Source organism: Pseudomonas sp. DR48, assembly GCF_019823085.1.
Taxonomy (GTDB): Bacteria; Pseudomonadota; Gammaproteobacteria; order Pseudomonadales; family Pseudomonadaceae; genus Aquipseudomonas.
This window is the reverse complement of record NZ_CP081946.1, coordinates 6,115,774-6,132,737: the sequence shown is the minus strand read 5'-3', so window position 1 is coordinate 6,132,737 and position 16,964 is coordinate 6,115,774. Positions and strand designations below refer to the sequence as shown.

At 60.7% G+C, this 16,964-nt stretch carries 11 protein-coding genes; all 11 read right to left on the bottom strand.

Annotated elements, in window-relative coordinates; all coding sequences use genetic code 11:
* A complete protein-coding gene (gene glgX / locus K5K95_RS27640) occupies positions 1 to 2,160 on the bottom strand; it encodes a glycogen debranching protein GlgX (RefSeq protein ID WP_222587034.1) in 2,160 nt (719 codons plus the stop codon).
* A gap of 114 nt (positions 2,161 to 2,274) precedes the next feature.
* The gene (locus K5K95_RS27635) at positions 2,275 to 2,598 is read right to left on the bottom strand and encodes a DUF2934 domain-containing protein (RefSeq protein ID WP_222587033.1); all 324 of its coding nucleotides are present in this window, start codon (positions 2,596 to 2,598) and stop codon (positions 2,275 to 2,277) included.
* A 21-nt stretch (positions 2,599 to 2,619) separates the two neighbouring features.
* Positions 2,620 to 5,397: a malto-oligosyltrehalose synthase gene (locus tag K5K95_RS27630; RefSeq protein WP_222587032.1), complete on the bottom strand. Its 2,778-nt coding sequence runs from the start codon at positions 5,395 to 5,397 to the stop codon at positions 2,620 to 2,622.
* The gene (gene malQ, locus K5K95_RS27625; protein WP_222587031.1) at positions 5,394 to 7,472 is read right to left on the bottom strand and encodes a 4-alpha-glucanotransferase; all 2,079 of its coding nucleotides are present in this window, start codon (positions 7,470 to 7,472) and stop codon (positions 5,394 to 5,396) included. Before malQ ends, K5K95_RS27630 begins: the two co-directional genes overlap by 4 nt.
* Positions 7,469 to 9,265: a malto-oligosyltrehalose trehalohydrolase gene (treZ, locus tag K5K95_RS27620; RefSeq protein WP_222587030.1), complete on the bottom strand. Its 1,797-nt coding sequence runs from the start codon at positions 9,263 to 9,265 to the stop codon at positions 7,469 to 7,471. Before treZ ends, malQ begins: the two co-directional genes overlap by 4 nt.
* 16 nt (positions 9,266 to 9,281) lie before the next feature.
* Positions 9,282 to 10,868, bottom strand: a complete 1,587-nt coding sequence (gene glgA / locus K5K95_RS27615; protein ID WP_222587029.1) for a glycogen synthase GlgA — start codon at positions 10,866 to 10,868, stop codon at positions 9,282 to 9,284.
* Positions 10,869 to 11,456: 588 nt separating this feature from the next.
* The gene (locus tag K5K95_RS27610) at positions 11,457 to 12,410 is read right to left on the bottom strand and encodes a D-2-hydroxyacid dehydrogenase family protein (protein ID WP_222587028.1); all 954 of its coding nucleotides are present in this window, start codon (positions 12,408 to 12,410) and stop codon (positions 11,457 to 11,459) included.
* Positions 12,411 to 12,423: 13 nt separating this feature from the next.
* The gene (locus K5K95_RS27605; protein WP_222587027.1) at positions 12,424 to 13,449 is read right to left on the bottom strand and encodes an alpha/beta fold hydrolase; all 1,026 of its coding nucleotides are present in this window, start codon (positions 13,447 to 13,449) and stop codon (positions 12,424 to 12,426) included.
* Positions 13,450 to 13,534: 85 nt separating this feature from the next.
* Positions 13,535 to 13,969 carry a YqaA family protein gene (locus K5K95_RS27600; RefSeq protein ID WP_222587026.1) on the bottom strand — a complete coding sequence of 145 codons (435 nt, stop codon included), beginning with the start codon at positions 13,967 to 13,969 and terminating at the stop codon, positions 13,535 to 13,537.
* Positions 13,969 to 14,415, bottom strand: a complete 447-nt coding sequence (locus K5K95_RS27595; protein WP_222587025.1) for a DUF411 domain-containing protein — start codon at positions 14,413 to 14,415, stop codon at positions 13,969 to 13,971. Before K5K95_RS27595 ends, K5K95_RS27600 begins: the two co-directional genes overlap by 1 nt.
* Positions 14,416 to 14,628: 213 nt before the next feature.
* Positions 14,629 to 16,620 carry a methyl-accepting chemotaxis protein gene (locus K5K95_RS27590; RefSeq protein ID WP_222587024.1) on the bottom strand — a complete coding sequence of 664 codons (1,992 nt, stop codon included), beginning with the start codon at positions 16,618 to 16,620 and terminating at the stop codon, positions 14,629 to 14,631.
* Between the last annotated feature and the right edge of the window lie 344 nt (positions 16,621 to 16,964).

Below are 16,964 nucleotides of genomic sequence, written 5' to 3'. Positions count from 1 at the left end.
TCACTCTTCTTCCTCATGCTGCAATTCGAACAGCAGCAGCGAACGGCCGGTGACGGAATATTCAACACCGAAATCGAAGCGTTCCTGGCCGCGAATCGACGGTTGATTGGTGTCGATCATGCAAGTCCAGTGACCGCCATCAGGCACTTCCGGCAAGGTGAAGTTGACGATGTCGTGGTGCGCGTTGACCACCAGCAACAGGGTCGCGTCACCGCCTTTGCGACGGATGCCGGTTTCCTGGGCGCGACCGTCGAGCAGCATGCCGAGGCATTTGCCGTGGGCTTCGTCCCATTGTTCGGAGGACATTTCGCTGCCATCCGGCGCAAGCCAGGTGACGTCCTTGACGCCGATGTCCTCGTTGTAATTGCCCACCAGGAAGCGTCCGCGACGCAGGATCGGATACGCCAGGCGCAGCTTGATCAGGCGTTTGACGAACTTGAGCAGGGCCTTGCCGTCTTCGCTCAGGTCCCAGTTGACCCAGCCGATTTCACTGTCCTGGCAATACGCGTTGTTGTTGCCTCCCTGGGTCCGGGCAAATTCGTCACCGGCCACCAGCATCGGCGTGCCTTGGGACAGCAGCAACGTGGCGAAGAAATTGCGCATCTGCCGCTGGCGCAGTTCGTTGATCTCGGGATCGTCGGTCGGGCCTTCGACGCCGTGGTTCCAGGACAGGTTGTTGTTGCTGCCGTCCTGGTTGTTTTCGTCGTTGGCTTCGTTGTGCTTGTCGTTGTACGACACGAGGTCATTGAGGGTGAAACCGTCGTGCGCGGTGATGAAGTTCATCGATGCATAGGGGCGACGGCCACGCTGGTTGAACATCTCGCCGGAGGCGGTCATGCGGCTGGCGAAGTCGGCCAGTTGACCCTCATCGCCTTTCCAGAAGGCACGCACGGTGTCGCGGAACTTGTCGTTCCACTCGACCCAGCCCGGCGGAAAGCCACCGACCTGATAACCGCCGGGACCGCAATCCCACGGCTCGGCAATCATTTTCACCTGGCGCAACACCGGGTCCTGACGGCAGGCGACGAGGAAGCTGTGACGTTCGTCGAAGCCTTCGTGGTAACGGCCGAGGATGGTCGCCAGGTCAAAGCGGAAACCGTCCACGTGCATTTCCGTGGCCCAGTAGCGCAGGGAGTCGGTAACCATTTGCAGCACGCAGGGGTGACTCAGGTCCAGGGTGTTGCCGGTGCCGGAATCGTTGATGTAGTAGCGTTTGTCGTCCGGCATCAAGCGATAGTACGAGGCGTTGTCGATGCCGCGCATGGACAGGGTCGGGCCTTGCTCGTTGCCTTCGGCGGTGTGGTTGTAGACCACATCGAGGATCACTTCCAGATTGGCTTCGTGCAGGTGCGCGACCATCTCCTTGAACTCGGCGATCTTGCCGCTGGCCAGGTAGCGCGGGTCGGGGGCAAAAAAGGCGATGCTGTTGTAGCCCCAGTAATTGGTCATGCCTTTGTGCAGCAGATGCTGGTCGTTGACGAAGGCGTGAATTGGCAGCAATTCAACCGACGACACGCCGAGCTTGCGAATGTGTTCCAGCACGTCGTCGACCATCAGCCCGCCGAAGGTGCCGCGCAGGTTTTCGGGGACGGAAGGGTGACGCATGCTGATGCCGCGCACGTGGGTCTCATAGATGATCGTCTTGTCCCACGGCACGCTGACGCGTTGGTCATTGCCCCAGGTGTGAGCCGGGTCGATCACTTTGCACTTGGGTACGAACGGCGCGCTGTCGCGTTCATCGAAACTCAGGTCGGCGTCGGGGTGGCCGATGGTGTAGCCGAACAAGGCTTCGGACCATTTCAGTTGGCCGACCAGTTGCTTGGCGTAGGGGTCGATCAGCAGTTTGTTGTGGTTGAAGCGATGACCGTTGGCTGGGTCATAGGCGCCATAGACGCGGTAGCCGTAGATCAACCCAGGATGGGCGTCGGGCAAGTAACCGTGGTAGATCTCGTCGGTGTATTCAGGCAGTTCGATACGCTCGAGTTCCACCTCGCCGGCATCGTCGAAGATGCACAGCTCGACCTTGGTCGCGTTGGCGGAAAACAAGGCAAAGTTGACCCCCAGACCGTCCCAGGTCGCGCCCAGCGGGAAGGGCAGGCCTTCACGAATTCGCGAGGCCTCGACATGAGGTTCCGGCGCGTTTTTTTTTGGACTGGTCATACTAGCTCCTGCAAAAGGGGAAGAATTCCGGGCTCTGATGTTTTTCGAGGACGAGCGCGTCCTCGGTGGCGAGGGGGCTCGCCACGAGGTCAATCAATTCAGTGTCGGGGAGCGTCAGACCGCAGGCGGTTTGCGCGTCGCCTTAGGCTTTTTGTCAGCGGCTTTTTCGCCCGGCGGAATCACTTTCGAAGCAGCGGCAGGTTTGGCTTTGGCCTTCGGTTCCGCAGGGGCCTTGCCATTGGCGCTTTTAGCCACTGGGGACTTGGTGCCCGCAGTTTTGCTGCCAGCGGCCTTCGGCGACTTGCTCGGGGCCAAGGCTTCTGCTTCAGCCAGCTTGCGAGCCATTTCCCAATGCCGGGCATCCTGGCCCTCGGGTTTTCCTTCCGACTCCCAAATCTGATAGGCAAATTCGCGAATGCGTTTTTCTTCGGTACTCATCGCAATACTCCTGAACTGAACTCAAGCTTGGGTAAACGTTTGAATAAAGAGATTGACCGGGAAATCCCCCAGCGCGGCGCTGATGTTCAGCTCCTTGTGGTGTGTGACTGCGGTGCTGGAAAAAAGTCCCTTCAAATTTTCGTCAGACGTGGCGAACGGTAATTTGACCCGCGTATCGCCCCAGCGCAGTGCTTCAACCTGAGGTTCTGCACTGTTTTCCAGCAACGCGGCGCAACGTATCGGGACGATCACGATGGCGCGTTTTCCCTCATGTTCTCGAGCAAAGGCCAACACCCGGTGAGCCTGGCTGCCGACCACCTCAAGGGCTTGATACGTCCCTCGCTGGAACAGCTCGGCATGTTCGGCCCGCAGGTTCAACGTCTGGGCGATCAAGGATTGCTTGATGCGCCCGTCACGCCAGCGGGTCAGCAGATCGGGCAGATTCACGGACGCCTGCATGGCCTGTTGGCGGCTGGCGTAATCCACTGGTCGGCGGTTGTCCGGATCGACCAGCGAGAAGTCCCAGTACTCGTTGCCCTGATACAGGTCAGGCACCCCTGGCACGGTCATTCGCAGCAAGGTTTGCGCCAAACCATTGAGGGCGCCGGGGACGGCGATGGTCTTCGCTGCCTTGCCCAGTGCTGCGCGCAGCAGTTGACCATCGGGGTGCACCAGCAGGCGTTGCAGAAATTGCTGGGCGGCTTGTTCGTAAACCTCGTTCGGCGCACTCCAGCTGCTTTGCAACTTGGCCTCGCGCAAGGCTTTTTGTTGCCACTGCCACACACGCTGAGCGTAGTCCTCGAGCGCCGATTGATCGTCGTCGCGCAGGTCCAGCGGCCAACTGCCGAGGATGGCCTGGTAGAGAATCAACTCATCGCCTGCCGACGGCATTTGCTCATCGTCACGCAAGGGGCGGGCGAGGGTTCGCCATAGCGGAACCTGCTCGGCGTACCAGGCGCTGCGTTCGCTCAGCACCGCGAGCCTTGCCCGGGTGTCTTCGCCGCGCTTGTGGTCGTGGGTCGCGGTCGCCAGCAAGTTGTCTGGAAACTCGGCGAGACGGTTGGCGCAGGCCGCGTGAAAATCTTCCACGGGGGCGCTGAACTGCTCGGTGCTGAAGCCCACGTCGTTGCGCGACAGCAGCACCGCCGAGCGATAGAACGCGGTGTCCTCCACGGCCTTGGCGGCGGCCGGTGAGGTCAATTGCTGGAAACGCACGCAGGCATGCTTGAGGATCTTGCGCGGGCGGCCCACGGGCCGTTTGCGCCACGATTCACCGCCGAGCCATCTGGCCAGGCAGTCAAGCACGGGCCAATCGGCTTCGCTGAGGGCTTGCCGGGCACCGTCCATGGCCTGCTGGAAAAATACATCGTCTTCGCCAGAGCGACCACGCGGACTGATATAGGTGCGGTACACCGGGAAATGCACGATCAGTTCCTGCAACGCCCGGCGGATCGCACCGAGGGTCAGGTCGCGGGTCATCAGGTCATCGCGGGCCACTTGCAGCAACGCCTGGGCAACGCTTTCGAAATCCCCGGCGAGTGAACCGTTGAGGATTTGCTGGCGCGCCAATTGCGCTTCCTGACGGAAGTCGGCGGGCCGCTCGCTGTAGCGATTCCACAGGTTGCCCAGATTCTCGGCGCCTTGCGGATCATGCTGCAGCAGCGACAACTGGTTCATGAATTCATAACCGGTGGTGCCGTCCACCGACCAATCGCGGTGCAGAGTTTCGCCTTCGCCAAGGATCTTCTCGACGAAGATCGGCAGGTGGCGGTCGGGCGACAACGTATCGACCCGACGCCGCAGTTTGCGGCAATAACCGCGCGGGTCGGCGAGGCCGTCGATGTGGTCGATGCGCAAGCCGTCGACCAGGCCTTGCTCAACCAGCTCGAAGATTTTTGCATGCGTTGCTTCGAACACCGCCGGACGTTCGACCCGCAGGCCGCCCAGTTCGTTGATATCGAAAAAGCGCCGCCAGTTGATGTCATCGGCGGCTGTGCGCCAGCTCGCCAAACGATAGCTTTGGCGTTCGAGCAGGTTGTGAAGGCGCTGGAAACCCTCGGGCGTCAATGAGTCGTATTGGCCGAGATTATCCTGGATGCACTGCAGGATCGCCGGGTTGCTGGCGAGCTCGCGCAACTCGGCTTTCAGCGGTATTGCCAGGCCATAAGCATCTGTCTGGTAGCTCAAGGCACTGAAACGGTCCGCGAGAAACTTCAGCGCTTCGTCATCGCTTCTGAGCAGTTCGCCATAACTGGACGGACAGATCGGGAAGTGATGCTCGTAGTGCTCGACATAAAAGGCACCGCGTTGCGCGTCGAAGCGCAAGGGCAGGGTGCCGTCCTGCAAGGCGACGCCGTAATCGCTGCCGAGGAAAGGCAGCAGCAGCTGGCCTTCCATCAACGGGTCGGGCGAGTGCCATTGAATGTCGAAGAATTCGCCGTACGGGCTCAGGCGTCCCCATTCCAGCAAGTCGAGCCACCAGGGATTGTCACTGCCGCCGACGGCCATGTGGTTGGACACGATGTCGAGGATCAGCCCCATCTTGTGTTCGCGCAAGGCAGCCACCAGACGGTGCAAGGCCGCTTCGCCACCCAGCTCGGGGTTGACGGTGGTGGGGTCCACCACGTCGTAGCCATGCATGGAACCCGCACGGGCCGCGAGCAGCGGCGAGGCATAGAGATGGCTGATGCCCAGGCTGGCAAAATACGGGACCAGCGGGACGGCCTGGTCCAGTGTGAAGCCTTTATGAAATTGCAGCCGCAGGGTCGCCCGCAGCGGTTGGAGGTCCGAATGATTCATTGGTCACGCTCGCCGGCCTGAAGTCGCGCGCAGGCGAGTAATTCCAGGCGCCGGGCGGCGTCCGGGTCATCCAGCAATGCCTCGCTGGCGCCGGGCAGGCGCCGCGACCAGTTGGGATGCGTGTCGATAGTGCCAGGCAGGTTGGCCTGTTGTTCGATGCCCAAGGCATCTTCCAGCGGCAACAAGACCAGTGGCGCCCGGGTGTGACCGAGGAAGCGGATGGCCGCGTCGAGCACCTGATCGGTTTCATGGGACTCTTCGCGAAAGTTCTGCGGGTCCTCGCTCAACACACGGCGCAGGCCTTCACGCTCGCGCTCACGGTGTTGGCGCCATTCGATTTCACCCGTGGCGTCGACCAGGCCCAATCGGGCGTTCCAGTCGATATCGCGGCCATGCCACCAGCCATTGAGGGTCGGCAGGTCATGGGTGCTGGTGGTCGCCAAAGCGTTGTCCGGCCAGTCGAGCATGGGCTTGAAGTATGTGTTGTCCTGTTCGAACAACAGCACGCGCATGCCGAGGATCGAGCGGGCAATGAGTTTTTCCCGCAGGCCTTCGGCCACGGTCCCGAGGTCTTCGCCCAGGACTATCGCCTGATGGCGATGGGATTCCAGGGCAAGCAACCGCAGCAGGTCATCCACCGGGTAATAAAGGTAGGCGCCGTCGGCCGGTGGTGAACCGTTGGGGATCACCCACAGCCGTTGCAGGCCCATGACGTGATCGATGCGCAAACCGCCGGCGTGGGCAAAATTGGCGCGCAGCATTTCGATGAATGCGCGAAAGCCGTTACGCACCAGGCCTTCCGGGGAAAACGCCGAAATGCCCCAGCCCTGGCCCGTGCGATTGAGGATGTCAGGTGGTGCACCGACCGTCAGCGAGGCAAGCAATTCGTCCTGGCGACTCCAGGCCTGGCTGCCACCGCCGTCGGCACCCACCGCCAAATCGGCGATCAGCCCGATGCTCATGCCCGCGCCGCGGGCGGCGGATTGCGCGCGCTCCAGGCAGCGGGCGATCAGCCATTGGCAAAAGGCGAAGAAGCCGATGCGTCCGGCGTTCTCTTCGGCAAAATCGGCGAGGGCGGCGCTGCGTGGGTTGCGCCATTGCTCCGGCCACTCGCGCCAGTCGAGGCTTTCGCCCTTGGCCAGACGCGCTTCCTGAATGGCTTCGAAGCGGCAGTGATTTTCCAGCGCTTCACCGCCGGCGTGGCGAAAACTGCTGAAGTCGGCGTGCAGCGGGTGTTCGCCTTGCACAAAACCTTCGTACAAGGCTTGCAGCAAGCGGTGCTTGGCGGCGGCCGCCACGGGCCAGTCAATCAGTGCCTGTTCTTCCAGCTGCTGCAGTTCGCCGGCCAGCCCGGTTGCATCAATCGCTGCACGCCAGGCACGTTCGCCGAGAATGGAGCCCGGAGCTGCGTACAAGCTGTTGAGGAACAAACGGCTGGACGGGGAATAAGGGCTGTAACGGTGGGTGTCGCTGCCGAACATGGCATGCAGCGGACTGATCGCCAAGGCTTCGGCGCCCCGTTCACCGGCGACCCGGGCAAGGTCTTCCAGCGCCTGGGTATCACCGAAACCGCCATCACCGGGACGACGCAGCGAATACAGCTGGACACTCAGGCCCCAGGTCCGCGGGATTGGAGTGTCCACCGCATCGCCGACGCTGTAGCAGCGCTCGGGTGCTACCGCCAGGGTAAATGACTGTCCATCGATGCTGACATGCTGATAGCCGACCGGGATCAACCCCGGCAAAACCGCCTGCGCGTCGAGCTTGAGGTTCAGCCGGGAGCCGTCTTCAAGGTGGACTTCGCAAGGAGTTTCGGGCTCGAAGTAATGCGCCAGGTCGAGGCCGACACCGACATCGCAGGTGAGCAGCGGCGGCAGGTGGCGCGTCTGTTGGACTTCTTGCAGTTGCAACAGGCTGGCGTCGATTTCCTGGGCGCTGCTGGCTGGGTGGCCGAGGCCGGTCAGGACGGCGCGTAGCACCGAAGGGGCGACTTTTTGCGGGCGACCGTTGGCATCGATCCAGTCAACGGCCAGGCCAGCACGGCCGGCCAGTATTTCAAGTTGCGCGTCGCTCATTGGCGCTCTCCATCAGAGGGTAGCAAAGGGGCTGCAGCGGTGAGGCTGACTAGCGCGCAATACGGGGCAAGCGTGCCCTGATCCAACAGGTCGGCAGAATGCGGCGGATATTCGAACAGCAGCGCAGCGTCGACCTGTTGGGTGTGGACCACAGGCGTGTTGCTGAGGTTCAGGTCAATACGCAGCTCACTGCCATCACCCAGACGCCAGCGTGCGCTGACCGCGCCTGTGGCCAGGACTTCAGCCCCCAGGGCCTGGGCGCCGGGCAGGCGCGGGATGATGTGCTGGTGGCGCAAGTGCAGCAGTCGGCGATACAGCGCGTACACCGACGATTGCTCAATCGATGACAGCGTTGGCCGCGATGCTTCAAACGTCTGCGGTGCGTTCGGATCGGGAATCTGCTCGCGCTTGTGCGGGTCGGCAAAGGCGCTGAATGCGGCAAACTCATTGCGTCGACCTTCGCGCACCAGTTCCGCCAGTTCACCGTGATGGCTGGTGAAGAACAGGAACGGTTCTTCGGCGGCGAATTCATCGCCCATGAACATCAGCGGGATCATCGGCGACAGCAACAGCAACACGGTGGCCGCTTTCAATGCGTCAGGCGGGGTCAGCTGATGCAGGCGCTCACCGAACGCGCGGTTGCCGATCTGGTCGTGATTTTGCAGAAACAGCACGAATGCGGTGGGTGGAAGGTGGCCGCTGGGCTCGCCCCGGGGCGTGCCGTGGCGTGTCATATGGCCCTGGAACACGAACCCCTGACTCAAGCATCGCGCCAGTTTTTCGGTCGGTTGTTCGGCGTAGTCGGCGTAGTAGGCGTCGGTTTCGCCGGTCAACAGAACGTGCAGGGCATTATGGCCATCGTCGTTCCACTGCGCATCGAACCCTTCCTCCAGCAGGCTGGCCTGGTTGTGCTCGTTCTCGACCATGAGCCAGACATTGCGCACCGGGTCGGTCTGCTCACGCACCCGTTGTGCCAGTTCCTGGAGAAAGTCCGGGCTCTCGATGGCGTGCACGGCGTCCAGGCGAAGCCCGTCGAAGCGGTACTCCAGCAGCCACATCAGCGCATTGTCGATGAAGAAGTCACGGACCTCGCGCCGTCGGAAGTCGATCGCCGCGCCCCACGGGGTGTGCTTGTCTTCGCGAAAGAAGCCTTTGGCGTAGTGATGCAGATAATTGCCATCGGGGCCGAAGTGGTTGTAGACCACGTCGAGAATCACCGCCAGGCCCAGGCCGTGCGCGGTATCGATCAGGTGTTTGAGTTGTTCCGGGGTACCGTAGGACGCTTGGGGCGCATAGGGCAGCACCCCGTCGTAACCCCAGTTGCGCTCACCTGGGAACTGCGCCAGCGGCATCAGTTCGATCGCGGTGATGCCCATCTCGATCAGTCGCGCCAGATGCTCCTCGACGCCACTGAAGCCGCCGAGCGTGCCGACGTGCAATTCGTAGATGACGGCCTCGTTCCAGGGGCGGCCCGTCCAGGCGCTGTTTTGCCATTGATAGGCGAGGGGATCGACCACCACGCTGTGGCCGCCGATATCCCCCGCCTGCGCGCGGGAGGCCGGGTCCGGCACCTCCAGCTCGCCATCAATGTTGTAACGGTAACGCGTACCCGCTGGGCAGCGAGTCTTGATCACGAACCAGCCATCGGCCTGAGGCAGTAGCGGCAAGGATTGTCCATCTTCCAGTTCGACACTGACATAAAACGCATCTGGCGCCCACAAGGCAAAACGCGTGTGTTCTGCGTCCAGCATAATTGCGCCGTGGGGCCAGGTCTCAAGGGTCCGTAACGGCATCTTTGAAAGCCTCTTTTTACTGTTTCCCCGATTTTCCCAGGGCTTTGGCGACAAGTTGTTCGTAGAGTTCGGCGTAGGGTTCGACGGCTTGGCACCAGTTGAATGGCGCGGTCATGGCACGGCAACGCATGGCATTGAGCAGGTCAGGGAATGCAAATACCTTGAACGCGCGGCTCAGGGCTTCCTGGTAACTCTCGACCGTGGATTCGTCGAACAGGAAACCGGTCACGCCATTTTCGATGGTGTCGGCCAGGCCGCCGGTATTGCGTGCGACGGGCAACGAACCGAAGCGCTGGGCATACATCTGGCTCAGGCCACAAGGCTCGTAACGCGACGGCATCAACAGGAAATCGCTGCCGGCGAACATGCGCCGGGCGTCGGTTTCGTTGAAACCGATGCGCACGCCGATCTGCCCCGGGAAGCGCAGGGCCAGCTCACGCATGGCTTGCTCTTCTTCCGGCTCGCCCCGGCCGATGATCGCGATCTGGCCACCGTTGTTGACGATGTATTCGGAGACTGCTTCGGTCAGGTCCAGGCCTTTCTGATAGACCAGGCGCGAAACCACGGCAAACAGCGGGCCTTCGGAATCTTCCAGGCCGAACAAGTCACGCACGTGGGCGGCGTTGACCGCTTTGCCTTCCCAATCACCGATGGTGAACGGGCAGAACAGGTGCGGGTCGGTGGCGGCGTCCCAGCTTTCATCGATACCGTTGGGAATGCCGCTGAGCAAGCCTTGCTGGGTCTTGGAGGCCAGAAAACCGTCGAGGCCGCAGCCAAAGGCCGGCGTGGTGATTTCCTGCGCGTAAGTGGCGCTGACCGTGGTGATGTGGCTCGAGTAGGCCATGCCGGCCTTGAGAAACGACATCTTGCCGTAGAACTCCATGCCTTCCTGTTGCAAGGCGTGCATGGGAATACCGAGTTCCGGGCACGAGCCAAGGCTGGTGACGCCTTGGTACGCCAGGTTATGGATGGTGAACAATGTCGGGGTGCGCTGCCCACGCCAGTGCATATAAGCAGGCGCCAGACCAGCGGGCCAATCATGGGCATGCACCAGATCCGGGCACCAGTGAATTTGTGCAAGGTTGGCGGCGATATCGGCGGCGGCGAGGCCCAGGCGGGCGAAACGAATATGGTTGTCCGGCCAGTCGCGGCCGTTGTTGGCGCCGTAAGGCGAACCTTCGCGCTCGTAGAGTTCGGGGCAGATCAACACGTAGATGACCAGGCCGTCGGGCATGTCCATGCGGCCGATCTTGCAGGGTGGCAATGCGGCGTGCCCACCCATTTCACCAATGATATGGATCGGATTTTCGCTGTGCAGCACTTGCGGATAACCCGGGATCAGCACCCGCACATCGTGCAAATGAGCCATGGCCCGAGGCAATGCGGCGGACACGTCACCCAAACCACCGGTTTTTACCAGGTCGGCAATCTCGGAGGTGACAAATAGCACTTTCTTTCGATTCGGATTCTGACTGGCAGCCGGTGTCAGCGTTTTTGTGCCTGGCACGCTGACCGATTGAGCGCTCGGAGCAACCACGGCGCTCGATTCGCCGACCTGCTGATGAGCACGCTCTCCCTGAATATCTAAAGCCGCACTTATCATATGAATCTCCCGTGTTGTTGATCTAATTCTTAGTCCGGCACAAACGGTGTCGTGGCCAAATCCTGTGGCCGGGCGCGAACGCGCGACGCATAGGTGAGCAAGTGCTGCCCAATGCGTTAAAGCAAAATGGGTGGAGGGGCCGTTGCAAGGAATACACCAGTCGCTTAAGCCCTACCTTTAACCTGACCCATGGCCACGACCGAAAGTTTCGAGTTTTTTCCCGCCAGATGACCGACCGGTTTTACCTCGCGAAAATGAGTCTAGGCCAGATCCTAGAGCGGGGGAGGTCAAGTGGCGAAATTGTTCGACAATCGGCTCAAAGAGGGTAAAGGCACACGGCTTACAGGGGGAAACGCACCGACGAAGTGCAGGTTTATTTTTTATAGTGAGTCAAAACGGGACTTGCAAGTCACGGAAATGGGCGGGTTTAGGGGGGTGGCGCACCATTTGGGTGCGGGCGGAGCGGGGGAATGGTGTGGTCTCAAGACCCTTCGCGGGCAAGCCCGCTCCCACAGGTGACCGCATTCCTACAGTAGGAACGCGATTCGTGTGGGAGCGGGCTTGCCCGCGAAGAACGATGACTCGGTATCAGGTCAGTAACCGAATCGGCTCTCCCGCCGACCAGGCCTGAATGTCCTCAATCATCTGCGAAAAGAACTGATGGTAGTTCTGCTGGCTGACATAACCGACATGCGGCGTCGCCAACACATTTTCCAGCGTGCGGAACGGATGATTCACGGGCAGCGGTTCCACGTCGAACACGTCCAGCGCAGCCCCGGCAAGCCGGTTTTTTTGCAGTGCCTTGATCAGCGCTGCTTCATCGACAATCGGTCCGCGGGCGGTGTTGACCAGCAGCGCCGAAGGTTTCATCCAGGCCAGCGCCTGGGCATCGACCAATCCGCGGCTGCGCTCGCTGAGCACCAGATGCACTGACAGCACATCGGCCTGCTCGAACAATTGCTGCTTGCTGACATAGGTCACGCCCGCTTCAGCGGCGCGTTCGGGCGTGAGGTTTTCGCTCCAGGCGATCACCCGCATGCCGAACACCTGGCCGAACTGGGCGACGCGTTTACCGATGCTGCCAAGGCCAAGGATCGCCAGGGTCTTGCCATGCAAGTCGCCGCCCAGGCCTTGCTGCCATTTGCCGGCGCGCAAGGCATTGGCTTCGACTACCAGATTGCGGGTCGCGGCCATGATCAACGCCCAGGTCAGCTCCGGCGCCGCGTGTTTGTAGCTGTCGGTGCCGCAGACTTGTATGCCGAGTTCGGCAGCGGCTTTGAGGTCCAGCGCGGCATTGCGCATGCCGCCGGTGACCAGCAGTTTGAGCTTGGGCAGTTGGCGCAACAGGTCGGCATCGAATCGGGTGCGCTCGCGCATCACGCAGATCACCTCGAATGTGCCGAGGCGTTCCGCCAGGGTTTCATTATCGGCGGGGTAGTCATGGACAAAGCTGACCTCGCCGATGCTGTCCAGCGCGGACCAGTCGACCACGTCACCGGCCACGTCCTGCCAATCATCGATTACCGCTATCTGCACTGCCATCTGCCTTAGCTCCTCAACGAACGGGATTGGTTTTGTTCAACCAGTCGAGCAGCGCCTGGTGGAATTTTGCCGGCTCTTCCATCTGCGGCGCGTGGCCCAGGCCAGGGAATTCGACCAGGGTCGACCGCGGGATCAGCTTCGCCACTTGTTTGCCAAGAACATCGTAGTGACCGAGCTTCGCCTTGACCTCCGGTGACGCGATATCACTGCCGATGGCCGTGGTGTCGGACGTGCCGATCAGCAACAGCGTGGGCATCTTCAGGTCCTTGAACTCGTAGTACACCGGCTGGGTGAAGATCATGTCGTAGATCAGCGCCGAGTTCCACGCCACTTGCGTGTGCCCCGGGCCTTTGTTCAGGCCGGCGAGCATGTCGACCCAGCGATCGAATTCAGGCTTCCAGCGACCGCCGTAGTAGGTGTTGCGTTCATAGGTGCGGATACCGTCGGCGCTGAGTTTAAGCTCGCGTTCGTACCATTGATCGACGCTGCGATACGGCACGCCAAGGGCTTTCCAGTCTTCCAGGCCAATGGGATTGACCAACGCCAGTTGCTCGACCTGATCGGGGTATTGCAGCGCATACCGCGTGGCGAGCATGCCACCGGTGGAATGCCCCAGCACGCTGGCCTTCTGGATGCCCAGGGCCTTGAGCAGTTGTTGGGTGTTGGTCGCCAGTTGCTGGAACGTGTACTGGTAATGCTCCGGCTTGCTGGACGTACAGAAGCCGATCTGGTCCGGTGCAATGACCCGGTAACCGGCTTCGCTCAGTGCTTTTATTGAACTGTCCCACGTGGCGCCGCAGAAGTTTTTGCCGTGCATCAACACCACGCTGCGCCCGTTGGGCTTGCCGTGGGCGGCGACGTCCATGTAACCCATCTGCAGAGACTGCCCTTGGGATTTGAACTCGAAATGTTTGACCGTGTAGGGGTAGGCGAATCCTTGCAGTTGCGGCCCGTATTCCGGGCCTTCGGCTTGGGCAAGGACTGGCAGCGCCGCTATCAGGAACAGCCCGGGCAGCCAGCGGGAGAGGGCAAGTGACATGGATGAACTCCGTAGAAAACCCGCCGATGCTGGATCGGCATGATTAGGGCGACATTAAATACTGGCAATCCACGCCCGTGATCGTTCAACCGATCCAGCCCAGCGTGGCCAGCGCGAGCACACCGTAACGTGCGCCTTTGGCGAGGGTGACGATCAACAGGAATCGCCCGAAGGGTTCGCGCATCACCCCGGCCACCAGCGTCAGCGGATCGCCGATGATCGGCACCCAGCTCAGCAGCAATGACCAATGGCCGTAGCGTTGATAGTGCTGTCGGGCTTTTTCCAGATGGCGCAGGCTGACCGGAAACCAGCGCCGGTGGCGAAACCGCTCAATGCCGCGTCCCAACCACCAATTGACCACCGAGCCTAAAACGTTGCCCAGCGTCGCGACGGCCAGCAACGACCACAGCCAGTATTGACCCTTGAGCAGCAGCCCGACGAGCAGCGCTTCGGACTGCAATGGCAGCAACGTCGCGGCGCCGAAGGCCGCGAAGAACAGCCCGATGTACGCGCCGGACATCAATGGGCGGGGTAGTCCGCCACCACGACATCGGTGCCATCCTTTTTCAGGCCGATGACTTGATAGGCATCGCTCATGCCGTCCATTTCCATGCCGGGCGAACCCATTGGCATGCCTGGCGCCGCAACACCCAGCAAATCATCGCGCTTGCTCAAGGCCAGGACCTGATCCGCCGGCACATGGCCTTCGACGAACTTGCCATTGATCAGCGCGGTGTGACAGGACGCCAAGCGCGGTGGCACGCCGTGCTGCTGCTTGAATTGGCTCATGTCCGATTCGACGTGGTCTTCAACTTTGAAACCGTTGGTTTCGAGGTGGCTGATCCATTTTTTGCAGCAACCGCAATTGGCATCGCGGTGGACTTCGATGGGGATCAGCTCGGCGGCCTGGGCCAGGGAGGAGATGAACAGGGCGCTCAGGGCGACCAGACGCAGGTGGTTTCGCATGGGGGATCTCGTCTCCGATGGCGGTCAAAAAGAGGCATTTTGAACACTTTAGCCATAAAAACGGAGCGAGATTGTTTCGAAGTAATTCCTGTAGGAGCTGTCGAGTGAAACGAGGCTGCGATCTTTTGATCTTGACCTTAAAAAACAAAGTCAAAAGATCGCAGCCTCGTTTCTCTCGACAGCTCCTACACGGTTCCTACAGGGGATGTGTCATCAGCGAACCTTGAACCGCCCCATGATCGAGCTGACGCGCGCATTGGCTTCCAGCAGTTGATGAGTATTGAGCTCACTGGCCTGGCCGCTTTTGACCAGCTCATCGACCATGTGACGGATCTGCACCATGCTGCGGTTGATCTCCTCCGTGACCGCGCTTTGCTGCTCGGCGGCCGTGGCGATCTGGGTGCTCAGGCTGTTGATGTGGCTGACTGAGCCGGCCATTTCATCCAGTCCTGAGTTGACCCGTGCCGTTGCATCGGCGGCGGACTGGCAACTGGCCTGAGTGTTTTCCATCGCGCTGACCGAAGAGCTCACGCCTTGAGTCAGACGCTTGAGCATTTCGTTGATTTCCGAGGTGCTGGCCTGGGTGCGGGCGGCGAGGGCGCGGACTTCATCGGCCACCACTGCAAACCCGCGACCTTGCTCACCGGCCCGGGCCGCTTCGATGGCCGCGTTGAGTGCGAGCAAGTTGGTCTGGCCGGCAATGGCGCCGATCACCCCGAGAATCTCGGTAATGCGTTGTGCGTCCTGTTGCATGCTTTCGACTTTATGGGTGGCGCTGGCGACTTCGTCGATCAACGCGATGACACTACTGGACGCTTCACCGACCACCACCCGCGAACGGTCGGCGTTTTCATTGGCGCGTTGGGTGAAAGCGGCGGTTTCAGCCGCGTTCTGCGCGACGCTTTCAGCGGTCGAGCTCATTTCGGTGATCGCGGTGACGGTCTGGTCGGTCTCCGAGGCATGACGCACCAGAATCTGGCTGGTGTGGGCGGAGGTGCGCTGCAGGTTGTCCAGGCTGGACGCCATGGCGCCTGTGGCTTGCGTGACTTCGCCGATCATGTTCTGCAAATAGATGATGAACGCGTTGACCGAATGGCCGATGGCGCCCAGTTCATCTTCGGCACGGATGGTGATGCGTTTGGTCAGGTCAGCGTCGCCGGCGGACAGTGCGTCGATGTTGGCCTTGAGGATTTTCATGCGTTGGATCAGTTGGCGAATTGCATAGACCTGCAGCAACACCAACAGGATCACCATCGGAATCTGCAGCAGGCTCAAGGTGCTGAGCACGTCGTCGCGCTGGGCGGTAATCAGTTTGGTCGGCAGGGCGGTGGCGAGGAACCACGGCGTGCCTTCGATCGGTCGCATGAAGAAGGTGCTGGCTTCGCCGTTGTTGTCGAATTCGACCCGTTGCGCTTGATCACGGTTTTGCAGGCCGGCCTTCACTTGACTGGCGAAGGGCGAGTTGCCGGCCAGTTCACTGATGTTCTTCAGCACAATCGGCCCGCTGATCCGCGAGCTGTTGCTGATGATCTTGCCATCGGCTTCGACGATCAGCATTTCTGCGCCGAGGTCTTTTTCCTTGCGCGCGATCAGGTCATTGAAGAAGCCCAGGGTCACGTCAATGGTCGACACACCGTACGCGGCGCCATTTTTCTGAATGGCCATGGCGCAGTTGGTGCGCGGCTCGGCGCTGGCGTCATCTTTATAGGCAGCCGCCCAGGCGCATTGGCCGCGCGGGGTTTGCATGCCGCCCTTGTACCAGCTCTGGTCGTAATAGTTGGGGGCGGCGTCGCTGTTCCAGAAGGTGTTGACTGCCAATTTGCCCGAGGCATCGCGGTGCCAGAAGGTGCTGAACTTGTTGCGCCCGGCCTCACGCTGGCCAGGCAACGGCCAGATCCCGCCGCCAAAGACTTTCAATTCGCCGTACTGATCAACCAGGCCGGGCAACACCGTATCGATCGCCGCACTGTCGAGCAGGGGAATGGTCTGGGTGATGCTGCGCTGTTGCGCCTGCACCTTGTTCAATTCGCCCTGGATTTGCTCGGCGACTTCGGCAATGCGATTGAGGGCCACCTGTTCTTCGGTGTGGCGAAGTTTCGGGGCGACCAACTGGCTGATGCCGACGACTGTCAGCACGGACAGCAGAAGAATGAACAGGACCAGAAACAGGGTGTAGCGAGCCTGGATGGTGCGGAATGCGGGCATGGGACCGGTCCTTGTGCAGCGTTCTTATTGTGGTTTTCGCGATGAAAATCGGCGCTTCATCGGGCTATCGGCCTGCTGATGGCGAGCTTTAGGTACGGACGTGCAAGAAGGAGGGAAGGTGACGGACGGTTCGGGCTGGCGGGTATCTGTTTTGATACAAATAAACTAACCAAGACGTACAAACATGCGGATTAGTTAGCTATGCCAATTTCCGGAAGTTGGCATAGGCCAATGAAACAGGGCCGTTGCGGCTTTGTATCTGAATTGTACGAGAATTGTAAAAAACACAAATAACTGTTGGTGTGGCTAGTTGCCAGCCTGATACTCGCCCGCACTAAAAGTGG

Coding starts and splice junctions, on each gene's coding strand:
- glgX (WP_222587034.1), bottom strand. CDS start 2,160: ATGACCAGTCCAAAAAAAAACGCGCCGGAACCTCATGTCGAGGCCTCG.
- K5K95_RS27635 (WP_222587033.1), bottom strand. CDS start 2,598: ATGAGTACCGAAGAAAAACGCATTCGCGAATTTGCCTATCAGATTTGG.
- K5K95_RS27630 (WP_222587032.1), bottom strand. CDS start 5,397: ATGAATCATTCGGACCTCCAACCGCTGCGGGCGACCCTGCGGCTGCAA.
- malQ (WP_222587031.1), bottom strand. CDS start 7,472: ATGAGCGACGCGCAACTTGAAATACTGGCCGGCCGTGCTGGCCTGGCC.
- treZ (WP_222587030.1), bottom strand. CDS start 9,265: ATGCCGTTACGGACCCTTGAGACCTGGCCCCACGGCGCAATTATGCTG.
- glgA (WP_222587029.1), bottom strand. CDS start 10,868: ATGATAAGTGCGGCTTTAGATATTCAGGGAGAGCGTGCTCATCAGCAG.
- K5K95_RS27610 (WP_222587028.1), bottom strand. CDS start 12,410: ATGGCAGTGCAGATAGCGGTAATCGATGATTGGCAGGACGTGGCCGGT.
- K5K95_RS27605 (WP_222587027.1), bottom strand. CDS start 13,449: ATGTCACTTGCCCTCTCCCGCTGGCTGCCCGGGCTGTTCCTGATAGCG.
- K5K95_RS27600 (WP_222587026.1), bottom strand. CDS start 13,969: ATGTCCGGCGCGTACATCGGGCTGTTCTTCGCGGCCTTCGGCGCCGCG.
- K5K95_RS27595 (WP_222587025.1), bottom strand. CDS start 14,415: ATGCGAAACCACCTGCGTCTGGTCGCCCTGAGCGCCCTGTTCATCTCC.
- K5K95_RS27590 (WP_222587024.1), bottom strand. CDS start 16,620: ATGCCCGCATTCCGCACCATCCAGGCTCGCTACACCCTGTTTCTGGTC.